The organism is Embleya sp. NBC_00888 (assembly GCF_045207655.1).
Classification (GTDB): Bacteria; Actinomycetota; Actinomycetes; order Streptomycetales; family Streptomycetaceae; genus Embleya.
Window position 1 is genome coordinate 2,586,396 of sequence record NZ_CP108784.1, and the last position, 20,199, is coordinate 2,606,594.

At 70.3% G+C, this 20,199-nt stretch carries 17 protein-coding genes; 3 read left to right on the forward strand and 14 right to left on the reverse strand.

All coding sequences use genetic code 11. The features are described from left to right. Position 1: 1 nt before the first annotated feature. The 3 genes from uvrC to uvrA form a co-directional block, all read right to left on the reverse strand. A complete protein-coding gene (gene uvrC / locus OG948_RS10285) occupies positions 2 to 2,101 on the reverse strand; it encodes an excinuclease ABC subunit UvrC (protein ID WP_406295637.1) in 2,100 nt (699 codons plus the stop codon). A 39-nt stretch (positions 2,102 to 2,140) separates the two neighbouring features. Next, complete coding sequence (locus OG948_RS10290) at positions 2,141 to 2,617, reverse strand: Rieske (2Fe-2S) protein (RefSeq protein WP_406295638.1); 477 nt, start codon at positions 2,615 to 2,617, stop codon at positions 2,141 to 2,143. Between the two features lie 102 nt (positions 2,618 to 2,719). After that, positions 2,720 to 5,566 carry an excinuclease ABC subunit UvrA gene (gene uvrA / locus OG948_RS10295; protein ID WP_395862570.1) on the reverse strand — a complete coding sequence of 949 codons (2,847 nt, stop codon included), beginning with the start codon at positions 5,564 to 5,566 and terminating at the stop codon, positions 2,720 to 2,722. 363 nt (positions 5,567 to 5,929) lie between these two features. Between uvrA and OG948_RS10300 the strand changes: the two genes are divergently transcribed. Then, entirely contained in the window at positions 5,930 to 6,664 is a 735-nt protein-coding gene (locus tag OG948_RS10300) for a maleylpyruvate isomerase family mycothiol-dependent enzyme (RefSeq protein WP_406295640.1), read from the forward strand. A gap of 70 nt (positions 6,665 to 6,734) precedes the next feature. Then, complete coding sequence (locus tag OG948_RS10305) at positions 6,735 to 7,391, forward strand: MBL fold metallo-hydrolase (protein ID WP_395862568.1); 657 nt, start codon at positions 6,735 to 6,737, stop codon at positions 7,389 to 7,391. Positions 7,392 to 7,422: 31 nt separating this feature from the next. Here the strand turns inward: OG948_RS10305 and OG948_RS10310 are convergent, their stop codons facing one another. Beyond that, positions 7,423 to 7,980: a CGNR zinc finger domain-containing protein gene (locus tag OG948_RS10310; RefSeq protein ID WP_406295642.1), complete on the reverse strand. Its 558-nt coding sequence runs from the start codon at positions 7,978 to 7,980 to the stop codon at positions 7,423 to 7,425. A 125-nt stretch (positions 7,981 to 8,105) separates the two neighbouring features. Here OG948_RS10310 and OG948_RS10315 point away from each other — a divergent pair, with 125 nt between their 5' ends. Further along, positions 8,106 to 8,267, forward strand: coding sequence for a hypothetical protein (locus tag OG948_RS10315; protein WP_402231685.1), 162 nt, complete (start codon positions 8,106 to 8,108; stop codon positions 8,265 to 8,267). A gap of 12 nt (positions 8,268 to 8,279) precedes the next feature. Here the strand turns inward: OG948_RS10315 and OG948_RS10320 are convergent, their stop codons facing one another. The 10 genes from OG948_RS10320 to OG948_RS10365 form a co-directional block, all read right to left on the reverse strand. Continuing rightward, complete coding sequence (locus OG948_RS10320; RefSeq protein WP_406295644.1) at positions 8,280 to 9,269, reverse strand: TerC family protein; 990 nt, start codon at positions 9,267 to 9,269, stop codon at positions 8,280 to 8,282. 175 nt (positions 9,270 to 9,444) lie between these two features. Continuing rightward, positions 9,445 to 10,101, reverse strand: a complete 657-nt coding sequence (locus OG948_RS10325; RefSeq protein ID WP_406295646.1) for an exonuclease domain-containing protein — start codon at positions 10,099 to 10,101, stop codon at positions 9,445 to 9,447. 365 nt (positions 10,102 to 10,466) lie between these two features. Next, positions 10,467 to 12,215, reverse strand: coding sequence for a TerD family protein (locus OG948_RS10330; protein WP_406295648.1), 1,749 nt, complete (start codon positions 12,213 to 12,215; stop codon positions 10,467 to 10,469). Between the two features lie 104 nt (positions 12,216 to 12,319). Continuing rightward, positions 12,320 to 12,892, reverse strand: coding sequence for a TerD family protein (locus OG948_RS10335; RefSeq protein WP_391582564.1), 573 nt, complete (start codon positions 12,890 to 12,892; stop codon positions 12,320 to 12,322). 212 nt (positions 12,893 to 13,104) lie between these two features. Beyond that, positions 13,105 to 15,183, reverse strand: coding sequence for an excinuclease ABC subunit UvrB (uvrB, locus tag OG948_RS10340; RefSeq protein ID WP_406295650.1), 2,079 nt, complete (start codon positions 15,181 to 15,183; stop codon positions 13,105 to 13,107). Positions 15,184 to 15,527: 344 nt separating this feature from the next. Further along, entirely contained in the window at positions 15,528 to 16,127 is a 600-nt protein-coding gene (coaE, locus tag OG948_RS10345) for a dephospho-CoA kinase (RefSeq protein WP_395862554.1), read from the reverse strand. Positions 16,128 to 16,275: 148 nt separating this feature from the next. Continuing rightward, positions 16,276 to 17,031 carry a decaprenylphospho-beta-D-erythro-pentofuranosid-2-ulose 2-reductase gene (locus tag OG948_RS10350; RefSeq protein ID WP_406295652.1) on the reverse strand — a complete coding sequence of 252 codons (756 nt, stop codon included), beginning with the start codon at positions 17,029 to 17,031 and terminating at the stop codon, positions 16,276 to 16,278. A gap of 51 nt (positions 17,032 to 17,082) precedes the next feature. After that, entirely contained in the window at positions 17,083 to 18,468 is a 1,386-nt protein-coding gene (locus OG948_RS10355; protein ID WP_406295654.1) for an FAD-binding protein, read from the reverse strand. Next, positions 18,461 to 19,438, reverse strand: coding sequence for a decaprenyl-phosphate phosphoribosyltransferase (locus OG948_RS10360; RefSeq protein ID WP_406295656.1), 978 nt, complete (start codon positions 19,436 to 19,438; stop codon positions 18,461 to 18,463). Before OG948_RS10360 ends, OG948_RS10355 begins: the two co-directional genes overlap by 8 nt. Before the next feature lie 4 nt (positions 19,439 to 19,442). Then, a complete protein-coding gene (locus OG948_RS10365; protein ID WP_395862547.1) occupies positions 19,443 to 20,006 on the reverse strand; it encodes a phosphatase PAP2 family protein in 564 nt (187 codons plus the stop codon). Between the last annotated feature and the right edge of the window lie 193 nt (positions 20,007 to 20,199).

The following is a 20,199-nucleotide window of genomic DNA, read 5'->3' on the forward strand; positions in this document are numbered from 1 at the left end:
CCTACGGCTGGGCGAGTTCAACGCTTCCTCCTGCTGTTTCCTGCCTCGGGGGTACAACCGGGACCGCCTCATCGGCTTCGGCAACCTCATCCACCGCAACAACGGCGTCGTCTTCAATGATCTCGCCCGTCGCGGTGTTCACCGCCGGCGCCGCGGGCGCCCGCGCGGCGAGCGACGCCACGATCGCCGCCGCGGTGGCGCGGCCGATCCCGGGCACCTCGGTGATCTGCTCGATGGTCGCCGTGCGCAGCCGCTTGAGCGAGCCGAAGTGCGCGAGCACCGCCTTGCGACGGGTCTCGCCCAGCCCCGGGATGTCGTCGAGCGCGCTCGCCGTCATCGCCTTGGACCGCTTGGAGCGGTGATAGGTGATCGCGAAGCGGTGCGCCTCGTCGCGGATGCGCTGGAGCATCAGCAACGCCTCGCCGCTGCTGCGCGGGAGCACGACCGGGTCGTCCTCGCCGGGCACCCAGACCTCTTCGAGCCGCTTGGCCAGCCCGCACACGGTGACGTCGACCACGCCGGCCTCCTCCAGGGCCCGCACGGCGGCGGCGACCTGGGGCTGACCGCCGTCGACCACGATCAACTGCGGCGGGTAGGCGAACCGCTTGGGCTTGCCGGTCTCGGGATCGATCGGACCGGTGTTCTCCGCGTCGTCCGCGCCGTCCACGCCGCCGCCGTCGGCCGCGTCCGTGGCCGCGTCGCGCGCGAGGTCGGACCGGTACCGCCGGAACCGCCGGGTGAGCACCTCGTGCATCGCCCTCGGGTCGTCCTGGCCCTCGAACGTCTTGATCGCGAAGCGCCGGTACTCGCTCTTGCGCGGCAGACCGTCCTCGAAGACCACCATCGAGGCGACCACCTCGGTGCCCTGCAGGTGCGAGATGTCGAAGCACTCGATGCGCAGCGGCGCGGTGTCCATCTCCAGCGCCTCGGCCAGTTGCTGGAGCGCGAGCGAGCGCGCGGTCAGGTCGCCGGCCCGGCGCAGCTTGTGCAGGTTCAACGCCTGCGCGGCGTTGCGCTGCACGGTCTCCTGGAGCGACTTCTTGTCGCCGCGCTGCGGCACCCGCAGTTCCACCTTGGCGCCGCGCAGCTCGCACAACCACTGGGTCAGCGCCGCGGTGTCCGCGGGCAGCGCGGGCACCAGCACCTCGCGCGGCACCGCCTCGCCGCGCTGCTCGCCGTAGAGCTGCTGGAGGAAGTGTTCGACCAGGTCGGCGGTGTCCACGTCCTCGACCCGCTCGGTGACCCAGCCGCGCTGACCGCGGACCCGGCCGCCGCGCACGTGGAAGATCTGGACGGCGACCTCGAGTTCGTCCTCGGCCAGCGCGATCACATCCGCGTCGGTGCCGTCGCCGAAGACGATCGCGTTCTTCTCCAGCGCCCGGGTCAGCGCCGTTATGTCGTCCCGCAGCCGGGCCGCCTTCTCGTACTCCATCGCCTGCGCGGCCCGCTTCATCTCCCGCTCGACGCGCTTGATGTAGGGGCCGGTGCGGCCGGCCATGAACTCGCAGAAGTCCTCGGCGAGCGCGCGGTGGTCCTGCGCGGAGATCTTGCCGGTGCACGGCGCCGCGCACTTGCCGATGTAGCCGAGCAGGCACGGCCGGCCGGTGCGGTGGGCGTTCTTGAACACGCCGGCCGAGCAGGTCCGCACCGGGAACACCCGCAGCAGCAGGTCGAGCGTCTCGCGGATGGCCCACGCGTGCCCGTACGGGCCGAAGTAGCGCACGCCCTTGCGATGCGGACCGCGCATCACCTGCGCGCGGGGGAACTCCTCGTCGAGGGTCACCGCGAGCGAGGGGTAGCTCTTGTCGTCGCGGTACTTGACGTTGAACCGCGGGTCGAACTCCTTGATCCAGGAGTACTCCAACTGGAGTGCCTCGACCTCGGTGCCGACCACTGTCCAGTCCACCGCCGCGGCGGTGGTGACCATGCTCTGGGTGCGCGGGTGCAGGTTGGCCAGGTCCTGGAAGTAGGACGAGAGCCGGGCACGCAGGTTCTTCGCCTTGCCGACGTAGACCACGCGCCCGTGCTCGTCGCTGAACCGGTACACACCGGGCGACGTCGGGATCTGGCCGGGAGCGGGCCGGTACGACGACGGGTCCATTTCTCCACCCTATGTGCTGGCTCCAACAGATTTTCGCGGTCAACCCACGACGATCTCACCGTTCGCGACCGCGACCGGCAGCGGCGTCAGGCCGCGCCTGGCGGGCCGGCGAACGACGGAGCCGTCGTTCATCGAGAACTGGCTGCCGTGGCACTGGCACTGGATGACACCCTGGTCGACCTTGGTGACCAGACACCCCTGGTGCGGACAACGGGCGTCGAACGCCTTGTAATCGTCCTTGGCGGGCTGGGTGACCACAATCGAGGTGTCGGTGTACACCTTGCCCTTGCCGACCGCCACGTCCTCGGACCGACCCACCGTGACCGGTCCGTCCAGCAGCTTCTTCTCGTGCGGCGACGCGGCCTGGTTGTCCGCGGTGCACGCGCTCAGGCCGAGCCCGGCGGCGCCGACCGCGCCGACCACCGCGGCCCCCCGCAGCAGCGTGCGCCGGTCCGGTCCGTGATCGCCCTGCGGGTCGGTCGCGGTCTCGGGCCGGGGCTGCTGCTGCGCGGTCATGCGGGATCTCCTTGTGAACGGTGACGCCGGTGGCGTGGCCCGAATGGGCCACGCCACCGTGAGGCCGGTCAATCCTCGCACCCGGCCCGGATGCCACTCACGTCACCGTCGGTCGTACAGCACGTCCTGGAGGAACTTGCCGGTGTGGCTGCCGGCCACCTCGGCGACCTCCTCGGGCGTGCCCTCGGCGACGATCAGGCCGCCGCCGCTGCCGCCCTCGGGTCCCAGGTCGACGACCCAGTCGGCGGTCTTGATCACGTCGAGGTTGTGCTCGATCACGATCACCGTGTTGCCCTTGTCGACCAGGCTGGTCAGCACGCCCAGCAGCCGGCGGATGTCCTCGAAGTGCAGACCCGTGGTCGGCTCGTCGAGCACGTACACCGTCTTGCCGGTGGAGCGGCGCTGCAGCTCGGAGGCGAGCTTGACCCGCTGTGCCTCGCCGCCGGAGAGCGTGGTCGCGGGCTGGCCGAGTCGCACGTAGCCCAGGCCGACGTCGTTGAGCGTGCGCAGGTGCCGGGCGATCGCGGGGACCGCCTCGAAGAAGGCCAGGCCCTCCTCGATCGGCATGTCGAGCACCTCGGAGATGTTCTTGCCCTTGAAGTGCACCTCGAGCGTCTCGCGGTTGTAGCGCGCGCCGTGGCAGACCTCGCACGGCACGTAGACGTCCGGCAGGAAGTTCATCTCGATCTTGATGGTGCCGTCGCCCGAGCAGTTCTCGCAGCGACCGCCCTTGACGTTGAACGAGAACCGGCCCGGCAGGTAGCCACGCACCTTGGCCTCGGTGGTCTCCGCGAACAGCTTGCGCACGTGGTCGAACACACCGGTATAGGTGGCCGGGTTCGAGCGCGGGGTGCGCCCGATCGGGCCCTGGTCCACGTGGACGACCTTGTCCACCAGGTCGGTCCCGGTGATCCGGGTGTGCCGGCCCGGCACCAGTCGCGCGCCGTTGAGCTCGCGGGCCAGGTGGGTGTACAGGATGTCGTTGACCAGGGTCGACTTGCCCGAGCCGGACACGCCGGTGATCGCGGTGAACACGCCCAGCGGGAACGCCACGCTGACGTCCTGGAGGTTGTTCTCCCGAGCGCCGTGCACCACCAGTCGGCGCTTGGTGTCGGGCACCCGGCGCTCGGTCGGGGTGGGGATGGACTTGCGCCCGGAGAGGTAGTCGCCGGTGGCCGAGCGCTTGTTCTTGAGCAGTTCCTTGTAGCTGCCCGAGTGCACCACCTCACCGCCGTGCTCGCCCGCGCCGGGACCGATGTCCACGACCCAGTCGGCGATCCGGATGGTGTCCTCGTCGTGCTCGACCACGATCAGCGTGTTGCCCATGTCGCGCAGCCGGACCAGGGTCTCGATCAACCGGTGGTTGTCCCGCTGGTGCAGGCCGATGGACGGCTCGTCGAGCACGTACAGCACGCCGACCAGACCGGAGCCGATCTGGGTGGCGAGCCGGATGCGCTGCGCCTCGCCGCCGGACAGGGTGCCCGCGGCCCGACTCAGCGAGAGGTAGTCCAGGCCGACGTCGACCAGGAACCTCAACCGCTCGTTGACCTCCTTGAGCACCCGCTCGGCGATCTTCTTCTCCCGCGCCACCAGCTTGATCCGGCCGAGGAACTCGGCGCAGTCGCTGATCGACATCGACGCGACGTCGGCGATCGACTTGTCCGCGATGGTCACCGCGAGCACGATCGGCTTGAGCCGGGCGCCGTGACACGTGGCACACGGCACCTCGCGCATGAAGCCCTCGAAGCGCTCGCGACTGGTGTCGGTCTCCGCCTCGGAGTGCCGGCGCACGATGTAGGGCAGCGCGCCCTCGAAGGACGTGTAGTACGAGCGCTCGCGGCCGTACCGGTTCTTGTACTTGACGTGGATCTGCGTCTTGTGGCCGTTGAGCAGCGCCTTCTTGGCCCGCTGCGGCAGGCCGTCCCAGGCGATGTCGGTCCGGAAGCCCATCTCGGCCGCGAGCGCGGAGACCAGCCGGCCGAAGTACTCCGACGCGTGTCCGCTCGACCACGGTGCGAGCGCGCCCTCGTCCAGCGACTTCTGCCCGTCGGGCACCACCAGTTCGGGGTCGACCTCCATCCGGGTGCCGATGCCGGTGCAGTCGGGGCACGCGCCGAACGGCGAGTTGAAGGAGAACGAGCGCGGCTCCAGCTCCTCGAACGAGAGGTCGTCGTACGGGCAGTACAGGTGCTCGGAGAACATCCGCTCGCGGTGCGCGTCGTCCTCGGGCAGGTCGACGAAGTCCAGGATGACCATGCCGGAGCCGAGCGAGAGCGCGGTCTCCACCGAGTCGGTCAGCCGGCGCTTGGCCGAGGACTTGACTGTCAGGCGGTCGATGACCACCTCGATGGTGTGCTTCTCCTGCTTCTTGAGCTTGGGCGGGTCGGTGAGCTGGATCACCGCGCCGTCCACCCTCGCCCGGCTGTAGCCCTTGGACTGGAGCTCGGCGAACAGGTCGACGAACTCGCCCTTGCGCTCGCGCACGATCGGCGAGAGCACCTGGAAGCGGGTGCCCTCCTCGAGTTCCAGCACGCGGTCGACCACCTGCTGCGGGCTCTGCCGGGCGATCGGGCGGGAGCACTGCGGACAGTGCGGGTGGCCGATCCGGGCGTAGAGCAGGCGCAGGTAGTCGTAGACCTCGGTGATCGTGCCGACCGTGGAGCGCGGGTTGCGGTTCGTCGACTTCTGGTCGATCGAGACCGCGGGCGACAGGCCCTCGATGAAGTCGACGTCGGGCTTGTCCATCTGCCCGAGGAACTGGCGCGCGTAGGACGACAGCGACTCGACGTAGCGGCGCTGTCCCTCCGCGAAGATCGTGTCGAACGCGAGCGAGGACTTGCCGGAGCCGGACAGCCCGGTGAAGACGATGAGCGCGTCGCGCGGAAGGTCGAGGGAGACGTCCTTGAGGTTGTGCTCGCGCGCGCCACGGACGATGAGACGGTCGGCCACTTGAGAATCGAAACCCTTCGACGACATGCCGCTGCGGCTGGATGGTGTCGGATCGGTACGCGTCGACGGCGCGGGACGAGGTCGACAGTGCGGATCGCGGCGGTGTTCGAGCAGTGTCGGACCAGTGCTCGATGATGTGCCTCGCGCCATCGTAAGCAGCCCGGGGCAGGTTTTTGTTCCCTTTGGGCCGCCAGGCTATCGCACATTCATTCGAACAAAACTTCCTGCGGCCACTCTTCACTCGATCGTGTGAAACACGGGCCCGGGGGTCCGCGCCACTAAGGTGAGACCCCAAGACCTCGTCGCTCCGGGACCCGTCTCGTCCCGCAGGTCGGCGGCGAGGCCGATCCGGGGGAGGTATGCGTGACCACGGACGGGTTCGACCCCGCCGCACTGCTCGCGGAGATCAACGACGCGACCGCGCAGGTATTGGCGACCGCGGAACGGCTGACGCCCGAGCACCTGGCCGGGCCGTCGTTGCTGCCCGGGTGGACCAGGGGCCACGTGCTGACCCACCTCGCGCGCAACGCGGACGCCCTGACCAACCTGCTGAACTGGGCCCGCACCGGGATCCCGACCCCGATGTACCCGCCCGGGGACGCCCGCGACCGGGCCATCGAGGAGGGCGCCGGGCGGCCCGCCCAGGAGCAGCTCACCGACCTGTACGACGCGTCCGGCCGGTTCGCCCAGGCGTTCACCGCGATGACGCCGACCGCGTGGGGCGCCAAGGTCACCGCGCGCAACGCGGGCGAGATCGCCGCCACGACGCTGCCCGCGAAGCGACTGCGCGAGCTGTACATCCACCATGTCGATCTGGACGCGGGCTGGACGCCGGCGCACTGGCCGACCGAGTACACCGAGCGCGAGCTGAACGAGGTCGCGGCCTCCTTCCGCGGCCGCCCGGACTGCCCGCCGCTGCTGCTGCGCGACGACATCACCCACCGCGAACTGCGCATCGGCCCGGAGGGCGTGGCTCCGGCCGCCGTGGTCTCCGGCCGCCGGCAGTCGCTGCTCGCGTGGCTGATCGGCCGCACCAACGGCGACGGGTTGATCGTCGAGCCGTTCGGCCGACTGCCACCGCTGCCCGCGTGGATGTAGCGGGTGGTTCCGGTCGGCGAGCGCGCCGGTCGGTAGCCGGGAGGGCGCGCGGACGGGGAGGATGGCCCACATGACGTATCACGGATCCGTGAAGGTCGGCGGCGCCCCGGCCGTGCGCGAGCTGGCCAATCTGATGATCACCAAGGTGGCCGTCGGGCCCTACGACAACGACGCCTACCTGCTCCGCTGTCGCGCCACCGATCGGCAGTTGCTGATCGACGCGGCCAACGACGCGAGCACGCTGATCACCCTGGTGGGCGACGGCGGCCTGGCGAAGGTGGTCACCACCCATCGGCACCAGGACCACTGGCAGGCACTCGCCGAGGTGGTCGCGCACACCGGCGCGACCACCGTGGCCGGGCGCGCCGACGCCGAGGCCATCCCGGTGCCCACCGACGTGCTCGTGGACGACGGCGACACGATCGCCTTCGGCGCGATCGAACTGCGGGCCATCCACCTGGTGGGCCACACCGAGGGCAGCGTGGCGCTGTTGTACGACGACCCCAAGGGCCACCCGCACCTGTTCACCGGCGACTGCCTGTTCCCGGGCGGGGTGGGCAACACCTTCGGCGACCCCGCCGCCTTCGACCGGCTGATCGACGACGTCGAGCACAAGCTCTTCGACCGGCTCCCGGACGAGACCTGGGTCTACCCGGGCCACGGCAACGACACTACGCTGGGCGCCGAGCGCCCGAGCCTGACCGAGTGGCGCGAGCGCCGCTGGTGATCCGCGCGCGCCGAGCGCCGGTCCGGCCGACTCAGGCCCGACCGGCACTCGGCGCGTTCGCCTTGCGCCGGGCCCGGTGCGCGGCCACGTTCGCGCGGTTGGCGCACGCGTCCGAGCAGTAGCGCTTGCGGCCGTTGCGGGAGGTGTCCGCGAACACCCGGTCACAGTCGGCCGCCGCGCACACGCCCGAGCGGCCCACACCGTAGTCGGCCACCAGGTTGGCCAGCCCCATCGCCGTGTTGATCCGCATGCGCTGCACGAACGGCACCCCCGAAGGCGCGTGGTGCAGGTGCAGCCCGTGGCCGTGATCCACCAGCCGCGGCCGCACCTCGACCCGTGCCAGCAGGCCGTTGACGTGTTCGACGGCCGCCTCCAGATCGGTGATCACGAAGAACGCGCGCAGCTCGCCGGCCCACTCCAGCAGGGGTTCGAGCGCGTCCCGGTCCAGGTCCTCGACCAGGAACGAGAACACCCGCAGCACCTCCCGCGCGGACCGCAGGTCCGGCGTCGAGCCGTGCGCGCCCGTCCACGCGTTGACCATCGCGACGGCAGCGCCGACGCCGTCACTACGGTAACCGTTGACTTCCATTGAACCCTTACCTAGGCTGCGAAGTATGTAAGGAGCTACACCAGAACACTCATTACCCTATGCGATATGGGGGCAAAACGATGTCTTCCCGGTGCGATGCCTGCGGGCGGATCGAGGATCCGCGCATGACCGTACTGTCCCGGCACTCCACATCCCAGGGCGAGATCGTCTACACCCGCTGCCTGTGCGGCAGCGTCGGCGTGCGACTGCGGCCGGGAACGACGCAACGGCCCCCGCACGAGGTGGTCCTCGCACAGGGGCCGTCGGCCGTACCGCTTCCGGGCTGACCGCTCCGGGGTCTAGACGCTCGCGTCCTTGTCGGCTCGCTCCGCCGCCTCGGCCGCCGCGCGCTCGTCCTTCTTGGTCTTGCGCAGGCTCAGCACCGTGGTCACCGTCAGGGTCGCCACGATCACGCCGAGCGAGAGCGGGATGCCGATCTCCGGCACGTGCACACCCTGACCGTGCAGCGCCTCGAAGATCAGCTTGACCCCGATGAAGCCCAGGATCACCGACAGGCCGTACGACAGGTAGACGAGCTTCTTGAGCAGCCCGCCGATCAGGAAGTAGAGCTGGCGCAGCCCCATCAGCGCGAACGCGTTCGCGGTGAAGACGATGTACGGCTCCTTGGTGAGGCCGAAGATCGCCGGGATCGAGTCCAGGGCGAACAGCACGTCGGTGGTGCCGACGGCGATCATCACGATCAGCATCGGGGTGACGAGGCGTTTGCCGTTCTCCTTCACCACGAGCTTCATGTCGCGGTAGCCGTCGGTGGTCGGCAGGACCTTCTCGACCTTGCGCAGGAGGGCGTTCTCCTCGAACTCCTCCTCCTCGTCCGACTTGGCCTCCTTGATCAGCTTCCACGCGGTCCAGATCAGGAACGCGCCGAAGATGAAGAAGACCCACGAGAACGCGGCGACGACCGCGGCGCCCGCGGCGATGAAGATGCCGCGCAACACCAGCGCGAGCAGTACGCCGACCAGCAGCACGCGCTGCTGGTACTGCGGCGGCACCGCGAACTTGCCCATGATCAGGACGAACACGAACAGGTTGTCGACGCTCAGCGACTTCTCGGTGATGAAGCCGGCGAAGAACTCGCCGGCGGGTGCCGATCCGGAGAAGACCCACAGGCCGATTCCGAATACGACGGCGAGGCCGACCCAGAAGATGCCCCACAGGGACGCTTCCTTGAGGGTGACCTCGTGTGGTTTGCGATTGAGGAACAGATCGACTGCCACCAGTGCCAACAGCACGACGATGGTCAGGATCCAGGCAACGGGTGAAACGTCCACTGCGCCTCCGGCAGACGTGGGGGGTCGCGTCATAGCCGGAGGGGGGATGTACCCCTCCGATTGCCTCCAGGATGCCAGAAGGTAAAGGAAACACCAAGCGATCCTTTGCCAAATCCTGGTGACAGGTCGTCAGGAGACCTCTTGCGTCGGCCCGCTCGGAGTGTCCGAATACCCGTCAGCCCACCGGCGCGAACCCCCGACGCGGCTTGAGCGCGGGCGCCGGCGATCCCTCCGGAGCCCGGGCGGGCGGGACCGGCAGGCCCAGCCGGCGGGCGCCGAGACCGGCCAGCAGCAGCGGCAGCAGGCGGGCGGTCACCCGGGCGTCGGCCAGCGCCGCGTGCGCGTCGGGAAAGGTCAGCCCGAAGTGCGCGCAACACGTCCCGAGCTTGTGGTCTGCCAGCGGCAACGCGGACGCCTTCGCGAGCTTCATCGTGCACAGCGCGGGCAGCGTCGGCGGGGTCATCCCGGTCGCGACGAACTCGGCCTCCAGGAACCGCTGCTCGAAGGACGCGTTGTGCGCGACCACCACGGCGCCCGCGAGCAGCCCGGCCAACTCGGTGGCGACCTGCGCGAACCGGGGCGCGCCCACCACGTCCGCGGCGGTGATGCGGTGTACATGGCTCGCGCCGACCGAGCGCCCGGGATCCAGCAGCGTGGTCCACTCGCGCAACACCTCGCCGGTGCCGCGCATCCGCACCACGCCGATCTCCACGATGCGATCGCCACGGGCGGGCGAGAACCCCGTGGTCTCCAGGTCGACGACCGCGAACTCGGTACGAGCGACCTCGGCGGGCACCCCGAGCACGCGCGCGGGATCGACATAGGCGAACAAGGCGACATCCCTCTCCCCCGGCCGCCTTGACACGACCGACGGGGCGAGAGTCTATGACCCCCGCCCCGCCACATTTACCGCATCACCACAATCCGCCCCATTCGAGCGACCCCACCATCCGCCCGGCCAAACCCGGCTCACCCGACCGACGTTCGAGGCCACCCCGGCCGAAGACCAAACCGCAACACCACACCCGGCACCCAGCCCGACCGGCGCTCGCGACCACCTCGAGCCAACCAATCCAGCCCGGCCGGCGCTCGAGGCCACCCGAAGCAACCGACACCGAACCCGAACCGGCGAACCACTCCAGCCCGGCCGGCGTTTGAGGCCACCCCGGCCGGAGGCCAAACCCCGCGCGCTCCGCGCTAACGCGTGCCGGCCACCCAAGACAACAACTGCCGCGTCGCATCCGCACCGCCGGAGGGCAAGTCCGCCGTGTACACCCAGGGCAGCCCGATCCACGGGTCCATGATGTGGTCCTCCGGAATCGCGGTGAGCCGCAACAACGACCGCCACAACGGATCGAGCAACGGCCCGAACGACTCGGCGTCACCGCGCGAACCCACCACGATCACATGCACCCCGACCCGGGGCCCCTCCTCGACGATGTGCCGCAGTTGCGCCGCGCTGCGATCGTCGAAGCCGAACGGGAAGTCGTGCACCAGCAACAACTGCCGGGCCAGGTCCAGCTCGCTCGGCAGCGAGTCCACCGCGTCGTTGGCCACCGCCATCCGGACCAGCTCGATCCGGTCCAGCAGCCGCCCGAGCAGCGCGGACACATCGGCGGCGTCGGTGGCCACCGGGCCCACCAGCAGCCCGGAGGCCGCGAGCGGCTGCAACGGCGCGGCCGCCGTACCCTTGCCCGCCGGGTCCACCACGTGCACCTTGAACTCGCCCACCGGGAACGCCGCGAACATCCGCGCGGTCAGCGACACCGCGAGCTCGTCGGCCCGCTCCGAGCCGTTGCCCCGCTCGCCCTCCAGACCCGACGCGGCGGTGTCGATCCACAACCCGCGATCCATCGGCAGCCGCAACACCATCGGCACCCGCAGCTCCGGCCGCTCCGGCAGATGCAGGTCGCCGAGCCGAATCGCCGGCGCCCCGTCCTCGGGAGCCTGCCACCCGGCCCACGACGTGCTGTCCCAACGCGCCATCACCGGCGGCAGGTTCGGCTCCAACTGCTCGATCTCGCCGACCAATTGCGCGGTGTCCCGGTCCAGCACGGCCTTGGCCTGCTCGGCCAGCGCCCGGTGCCGATCGCGCGCGGTGTCCTGCGCGGCGAGCCCCGCCGGCGAGAAGCGCGCGGCCGGATCGTTCAGGACGCCTTCCAGCTCCTTGTCCAGCCGACCGTCGGCGTACTCGATCGCCGACCGGTAGGCGGCGGCCGATCGGGCCGCGTCCTCGAACACGCCCCAGACCTGCTCGTACAGCTTCTCCACCTCGCGCCGCGCGGCCCGCTGCGCGGCCTCGCGCTCGACGTCCGGCGGAGCCGCGGCCCACGCCATGCCGCCGTTCGGGTCCACCCGGGGCACGGTGCCCGGCTCGCGCGGCTCGGTGGGCGCGTTCGCGGCGCTGAACGGCGCGGCCGCGGCACCGCCGAGCGCGGTGCGCGCCCGGTCCACCACGCGGGCCCGGTTCGCCACCCCGACGTCCTTGAGCAGCGCCTCCAGGCCGGCCTCGTAGCCCTGCCCGACGGCCCGCACCTTCCACGCGCCCTGACGGCGGTACAGCTCGACCGTGTGCAGCGCACGCTCGCTGCCCAGGTCGGTGATCCGGAAGGTGGCCAGGTCCTCGCCGGCCGCGCGCACGGTGACCACCGGCGCCGCGACCACACCGAACCGGTCCACGCCGCCGCCCTCGATCGTGACGCCGACCAGTGCCCGCTCGATCCCGGCGGGCAGCTTGTCCAGCTCGAAGGTCGCACCGGCCTGACGGATGGTCACCCCGGCGGCGTCGACGCCACCGCGCTGGAGCACATCGTCGTCGTCGCGGACCCGATCGTCGGCCCCTACCAGGGTCACCACCAGCTCGACCGGGCATTGCGCCGCGATCTCGACCTCCACCCGGGTGTCGGGCAGCGCCAGGTTCTGACCCCGTACCAGTTCGGTGCTCACGTGCGTTCGTCCCCTCCCCGCCCCGCCGGGACGGACCCCGCGCGAGCGGGCCGGGAGGCGTGTTCCGCCCGTCCCGGCCCGCTCACCATGTTTGGTTGTACGTCCTACAGGTGCGCCATCAGAGCCGGGAGCAGGTCGCGCAGGGTCTGCCCGTGCGCGGGCTCGCCGATCGCGGCCATCTTCCAGGCGGTGCCGTGCCGGTACAGCTTGGCCATGATCTGGCCGGTGTAGTTGCCACCGCCGGAGAGCGTGTAGCGCGCCAGCTCGGTGTTCGTGGTCTCGTCCACGATCCGGCAGAACGCGTTCTCGATCTCCTGGAAGGTCTGCCCCTGGAACGAGCTGACCGTGAAGATGATCTGGTCCACGTGCACCGGCACGCGGGACAGGTCCACGAGAATCGACTCGTCGTCGCCGTCACCGTGCCCGGTCAGGTTGTCGCCGGTGTGGCGAACGGACCCGTCCTTGCTGGTGAGCTGGCCGAAGTAGCAGACGTCGACCGGCTGGTTCTCGGCGAACAGGACGCACGACGCGTCCAGGTCGACCTCCTTCTCCCGGCTGCCGAACAGGCCGCGGCGCTTGATGGCGTCCCATCCCAGGCCCATCCGGACCATGGTCAGCTCGCCACCACCCGGCTTGTCGAGTGAAATCCTCTGGCCCTTGGACATGTTGACGGCCACTGGCGACGTCTCCCCTCACAGAATTTGGTCACGCGGCTCGCGGGCCCCGCCCCGACGGGGCGGGCCCACACTGGCCGCAGAGTAGTCCTCGGAGGTCGCCGGTGTCCCGGCGAGCCCCCTCGGTCGCGTTCCGGATCACGAACCTACCGGTCAAGACGTACAGGCTTCACAAGCCGTTCCCTCATATCCGGCGATCCGTCCCGGACATCCTGCTACGCGATGCCCGCCGCCTTCATCCCGCGCAGCTCCTTCTTCAGCTCCCCGACCTCGTCGCGCAACCGCGCGGCCAGTTCGAATTGCAGTTCCGAAGCGGCGGCGTGCATCTGCTCGGTCATCACCCGGATCATGTCCGTGAGATCGGCGGCGGGCATATTGTCCGAACCCGCCTTCCTGCCCAGCGACGGCACCGGCGCCTTGGTCCGGCCCTTGTTGCCGGCCAGCAGATCGGCGGTGTCCGCGTCCTCGCGCGAGATCGAGTCCAGGATGTCCACGATCTTCTTGCGCAGCGGCTGCGGATCGATGCCGCGCTCGGTGTTGTACGCGATCTGCTTCTCGCGCCGCCGGTTGGTCTCGTCGATCGCCTTGGCCATCGACGGCGTGATCTTGTCCGCGTACATGTGCACCTGGCCGGAGACGTTGCGCGCCGCGCGGCCGATGGTCTGGATCAGCGAGGTCCCCGAGCGCAGGAAGCCCTCCTTGTCCGCGTCCAGGATGGACACGAGCGAGACCTCGGGCAGGTCCAGGCCCTCGCGGAGCAGGTTGATGCCGACCAGCACGTCGTACTCGCCCAGCCGCAGCTCGCGCAGCAGCTCGACCCGGCGCAGCGTGTCGATGTCGCTGTGCAGGTAGCGCACCCGCACACCCTGCTCCAGGAAGTAGTCCGTGAGGTCCTCGGACATCTTCTTGGTGAGCGTGGTGACCAGCACCCGCTCGTCCTTCTCGGCCCGGGTGCGGATCTCGTGCAGCAGGTCGTCGATCTGCCCCTCGGTCGGCTTGACCACGACCTCGGGGTCGATCAGGCCGGTCGGGCGGATGATCTGCTCGACCACCGCGTCCGCCTTGGCCAGCTCGTACTTGCCGGGCGTCGCGGACAGGTACACCGTCTGGCCGACCCGCTCCAGGAACTCCTCCCACTTGAGCGGGCGGTTGTCCATCGCGGACGGCAGCCGGAAGCCGTGCTCGACCAGGGTGCGCTTGCGCGACGCGTCGCCCTCGTACATCGCGCCGATCTGCGGCACGGTCACGTGCGACTCGTCCAGCACCAGCAGGAAGTCCTCGGGGAAGTAGTCGAGCAGCGTGTTCGGCGCGGTGCCCGCCTCGCGGCCGTCCATGTGCCGCGAGTAGTTCTCGATGCCGGAGCAGGTGCCGATCTGGCGGAGCATCTCGATGTCGTACGTGGTGCGCATGCGCAGGCGCTGGGCCTCCAGCACCTTGCCCTGCTTGTCCATCCGGGCGAGCGTCTCCTCCAGCTCCCGCTCGATCCCGGCGACCGCGCGCTCCATCCGCTCCGGACCGGCCACGTAGTGCGTGGCGGGGAAGACGTAGAGCTCCTGATCCTCGCTGACCACCTCGCCGGTGAGCGGGTGCAGCGTCATCAGCGACTCGATCTCGTCACCGAACATCTCGATCCGCACGGCCAGCTCTTCGTAGACCGGGAAGATCTCGATCGTGTCGCCGCGCACCCGGAAGGTGCCGCGCGTGAACGCGACGTCGTTGCGGGTGTACTGGTTGCCGACGAAGCGGCGCAGCAGCGCGTCGCGCTCGATCTCCTCGCCGACGCGCAGGCGGACCATCCGGTCGACGTACTCCTGCGGGGTGCCCAGGCCGTAGATGCAGGACACGGAGGCGACCACGACCACGTCACGACGGGTCAGCAGCGAGTTGGTGGTCGAGTGCCGCAGCCGCTCGACCTCCTCGTTGATCGAGGAGTCCTTCTCGATGTAGGTGTCCGTGGTGGGGACGTACGCCTCGGGCTGGTAGTAGTCGTAGTACGAGACGAAGTACTCGACGGCGTTGTTCGGCAGCAGCTCACGGAATTCGTTGGCGAGCTGCGCCGCGAGGGTCTTGTTGGGCGCCATGACGAGCGTCGGCCGCTGGAGCCGCTCGATCATCCACGCGGTCGTCGCCGACTTGCCGGTGCCGGTCGCGCCGAGCAACACCACGTTCTTGTCGCTCGCGCCGATCCGCTGTTCGAGCAGATCGATCGCCTGCGGCTGATCGCCGGACGGCTGGTAGGGACTGACGACCTCGAAGGGCGCCACTTTGCGTTCGAGATCGGTGATGGGTCGCACTGAACATACGTTACGACCTTGGGCCGACAAACGGCGTGGACGCCGTTTGTCGGCCCAAGGTCGTAACGTGCCCGCGGCCTCCGGCCGCTCTCCTCGCAGGCTCGTCGATCACCGGTCGACGATCGGGTCGTGGGCGCCGACGCGCCGAGCCGCAGCCGAAGTCGCGGCGGCCCGATCGGGCGGCGGCGCCCGCGTCCGACCGGCGGCCCGTCGAGCGCCCCGACGCAAGGCCGCGAGGCCCGATCACGCCGCCGCGTCGCCTGAAACCCGCAGCATCCGCACCGAACACAACGCGTGGAGCGGGCGGGTGCACCGATCAAGCCGACCAGGGCGCGACCGCGGCCTCAGTCGCCCGTCAACCGCTCCCACAGGGCCAGGATCTGCGGCTCCAGCGCCGACAGCGGGCCGTCGTTGTCGATCACCACATCGGCCACGGCCAGCCGCTGTGCCCGAGACGCCTGCGCGGCCATCCGGGCCCGAGCGTCCGCCTCCGGCATGCCCCGCAGCCGGACCAGCCGGTCGAGCTGGGTCTCGGGCGCGGCGTCCACGACCACGACCAGGTCGTACAGCTTCGCCAGGTCGTTCTCCGCCAGCAGCGGCACATCGTTGACCAGCACCGCGTCCTCACCGGCCGCGGCCGTCAACTCCGCCGCCCGGGCGCCCACCAGCGGGTGCACGATCGCGTTCAGCGCGGCCAACCGCTCCGGCGATCCGAACACGACCCGGCCCAGGCCCGGTCGATCCAGCGAGCCGTCCGGCAACAGCACCCCCTCGCCGAACTCCGCCACCACCGCCGCCAGCCCCGGCGTCCCCGGCGCCACCACCTCACGCGCGATCCGGTCCGAGTCGATCACCACGGCACCCAACTCCGCCAGCCGCCGCGCCACCTCACTCTTCCCGGCCCCGATCCCCCCGGTAAGCCCGACATTGCCCCTGCTGCCCATGCCGCGCCCCTCGTACGTCTTCGGGTGGAACCGGAACCGGGCCACGGTAGGCCAGGCGGTCCCAGGGTAGAAGGGCCCCGCTCCCGAGCACACGGGAGCCCGCCCAGGACACACCGGGACGGGCTCGGCCGCGACGACGCGGGGCGGGTCAGATGTTGAGCTTGCGGAAGATCGGGCGGGGAACGTGCCGTAGGGCCGACATCACGAAGCGGAACTGGCCCGGGACCCAGACCACCGAGGACTTGCGGCGCAGGCCCTTGACGATGGCCTCGGCGACGACCTCCGGGGTGGTCGCCAGCGGCACCTCCGGCAGGCCCTCGGTCATCCTGGTCTTCACGAAGCCGGGCCGCACGACCATCACGTGCACGCCGGTGCCGTGCAGCTTGTCGCCCAGGCCCTGGGCGAACGCGTCCAGGCCGGCCTTGGTCGAGCCGTAGATGAAGTTGGACTTGCGGGCCCGCTCGCCGGCCACCGACGAGATCACCGCGAGCGCACCGTGGCCCTGCCGGGACAGCGCGTTCGCCGCCGCCAGCCCGGCCGAGACGCCGCCCACGTAGTTGACCTGCGCGACGCGCGCGGCGGCGGCCGGGGACTTCTCGTCCGCCTCCTGGTCGCCCAGCACCCCGAAGGCGAGCAGGACGACGTCGATGTCGCCCGCCGCGAACACCGCGTCGATGGTCTTCTCGTGGTCGTCGGTCTCGGCCGCGTCGAACCCGACCACCTCGACCGAGGCACCGAGGCCGCGCAGCTCCTCGGCGGCGGCGTCCAGCGCGGCGGAGGGGCGGCCGGCGAGCACGACCCGCCGAACCCGCTCGGCGACCATCGCGCGGGCCGTGGTCAGCGCGATCTCGGAGGTACCGCCGAGAACGAGCAGGGACTGCGGTGCGCCCAGGGCGTCTTTCACGGTGCGTCCTTCACAAGAGCGTGGTTCACAAGTTGACGGAAGAGGGGTGGATCAGAGCCCGAGCCGGCGGGCCTGGTCGGAGACGAAGATCCCGTCCGGGTCGACCTTGGCGCGCACCTCGCGGAACCGCTCCAGGCGCGGGTACATCCGGGCCAGGTCGGCCGGGTCCATCCGCGAGTCCTTGGCGAGGTAGAACCGGCCCTCGTTGCTCAGCACGATCTCGTCGAGCTGCTTGAGCAGCCGCGCCAGCCCCGGGGTGTTGGTCGGGAAGTCGAGCGTGAGCGTCCATCCCGGCTTGGGGAAGGACAGGAAGCCCTCGTTGCCGGGGCCGAAGCGCTTGAGCACGGTGAGCGAGGAGGGCGCGCCGTGCGCGCTGATCGTCTCGACCGCCTTGACCAGTGCGTCCTCGCGCCCGAACGGCACCACGAACTGGTACTGGAGGAAGCCGGTCCGCCCGTACACCCGGTTCCACTCCTGGACCAGGTCGAGCGGGTGGAAGAACGCGGTGATCGACTGGAGCTGGCCCACCTTGTGCCTGGGCGCCTTGCGGTACCACAGCTCGTTGAACAAACCCATGGTGAGCTTGTTCGGCAGCCGGCCCGGCACCACGTCCGGCACGGTCAGCAACGAGCCGGTCCTGAACCGCAGCGGGTCCCGGCGCTTCTTCGCGGGCAGGTCGTCGAGCGCGGCGAACTCGCCGCACGTGAGCACGCAGCGGCCGAGGTTGGGGCCCTTGGCCAGGCAGTCCAGCCACGCGACGGTGTACGTGTACTTCTCGTCCGTCTCGGCCATCAGCGCCATGGCCTCGTCGAGGTTCTTCGTCCGGTCGGTGTCCACCGACGCGAGCGAGGTCTCGATGGGCGTCATCCGGATGGTCGCGGACAGGATCAGGCCGGTCAGGCCCATCCCGCCGGCGGTGGCCCAGAACAGCTCCGGGTCGCCCTGCGGGGTGATGGTGCGCTCGGTGCCGTCGGCCATCAGCATGTCGATGGACAACACGTGGTTGCAGAAGCTGCCGTCCGCGTGGTGGTTCTTGCCGTGCACGTCGGCGCCGATCGCGCCGCCCACGGTGACCTGCCGGGTGCCCGGGGTCACGGGCACGAAGAACCCGAACGGCACGAACAGTTCGATCAGCCGATCCAGGCTCACCCCGGCCTCGCAGGTGACCAGACCGCGTTCGAGGTCCACCGCGAGGATCCGGTCCAGCCCGGTCATGTCCAGGACGGTGCCGCCACCGTTTTGCGCGGGGTCGCCGTACGAGCGGCCGAGGCCGCGGGCGATCACGCCGCGCGAGGTGCGCTGCCCCAACGCGGCCACCACCTGATCGCGGGTGGTGGGGCGCACGACGTCGGCGAAGGTGGGAGCGGTGCGCCCCCAACCGTGCAGGCCGACCCGCCGAGCGGTTGGTCGTACGTCGGCCGACGGGCCGTCAGACATGGAAAACTCCCAGAACAAAGGTGAGAAGCCAGGCGAAGCCAAGGCCGACGAGGACCTTGTCCTTGAGAAGAACGTCCTCGGGGGACCCGGCGGTTCCGGCGTCCACGTACACCGCGTAGCGCAGGAACGCGAAGCCGAACGGGATCAGCGACAACTGGTGCCAGGCGAGCGTGGAATCGCCCTCGGGGATCTGAAATGCCCACAGGGAGTACGTGAGCAGCGTCACCGACACCGCCATCTGCCACACGAAGCGCAGGTAGGTGATCGAGTAATTGGCCAGCGAGGCGCGCGTCTTGGCCGCCTCCTCGCCCATCAGGACCATCTCCGAGTAGCGCTTGCCGGCCACCATGAACAACGAGCCGAAGCCCGCGGTCAGCAGGAACCAGCGCGACAGCGGCAGTTCGGAGGCGGTACCGCCGGCCATCGCCCGGAACAGGAAGCCGGAGGCGACCATGGCCAGATCGAGCACCACGACGTGCTTGAAGGAGAAGCAGTACGCGACGTTGAGCACCACGTACAGGCCCAGCACCAACGCGGTCCCGGGGTTGCACAGCAGCACCCCGAGCAAGACCGCGGCGATGCCCAGGAGCGGTCCCAGCACCCACGCGAGCTTGACCGGCACCACGCCGGAGGCGATCGGGCGGTTGCGCTTGGTCGGGTGCTCGCGGTCGGCCTCGACGTCGAACGCGTCATTGATGTAGTAGATCGCCGAGGCGGCCAGGCAGAACAGCGCGAACATGATCGCGCTGTGCCCCAGGACGTAGCCCTCGTCCAGCCGCCCGGCCGCCAGTGGCGCGGCGAACACGAGCACGTTCTTGACCCACTGCTTGGGCCGGGCCAACTTCAGCAGGCCGCCCGCGAGTCCCCCGCGCGGTGGGCGCGCGGGCGCCTGCGCGGGGGCGGCGTCGACCGCGGCCGGAACCAGGGCCTCACTCGACTCGATCGGCGATTCGACTTCGGATGTACTCAAGACCTCAGAACCCCTTCGGACGCTCTGCGCGACGAGCCCAGGCGCGGCCCAAGCCGCCTGCCGCGAGCCCCATGGTCGCGCCCGCGGCCACGTCGGACGGATAGTGAACGCCCACGACGAGCCGCGAGAAACACGTCGCAGCGGCGGCCGTACCCGTGACGGCGGTGGGCAGCAGGCCGTGGAACGCCACGGCGGCGGCGGCGGAGGACACCGAGTGCGAGGACGGGAAGCTGTGCCGGCCCGCGGTGCGCACCGTCGGCTCCAGGCCCGGTATGGCCGGCCGGGGTCGGCGCACCACGCGCTTGACCACCATGCTGGCCACGTGCGCGCCGGCGACCGTGGCGGTGGCACGCAGCCACTCGGGCCGACGGCCCCGGTCCACGGCGGCGCCGACCAGACCGGCGGCGAGCCAGACACCGGCGTGCTCGCCGGCGAAGGACAGCGCCTTGCTCGTGCGCTGGACCACCGGGTGCCCGGTGCGCCCGCGCACGCCGCGGTACAGGGCGACGTCGGACGCGCCCACCGTCTTGACTACCTGCCCGGTGGCGAACGCTCCACCAAAGGCCATCGATACCCTCATTCCTACCGCAAGTCGAATGGGCGCCCTGCCCCGAGGTCCGGGGGCCTACGTGCTTCGGCGATCTTCCCGACCGCCCCACGGGCCACATCCGTACGAGCCCGGCGCATGGCACCAATGAGTCAGGGTACGCGAACCCGGCGCCGGCGCTTCGCCGACCCGTTGCGGCGCCCGTCGGCCGGGC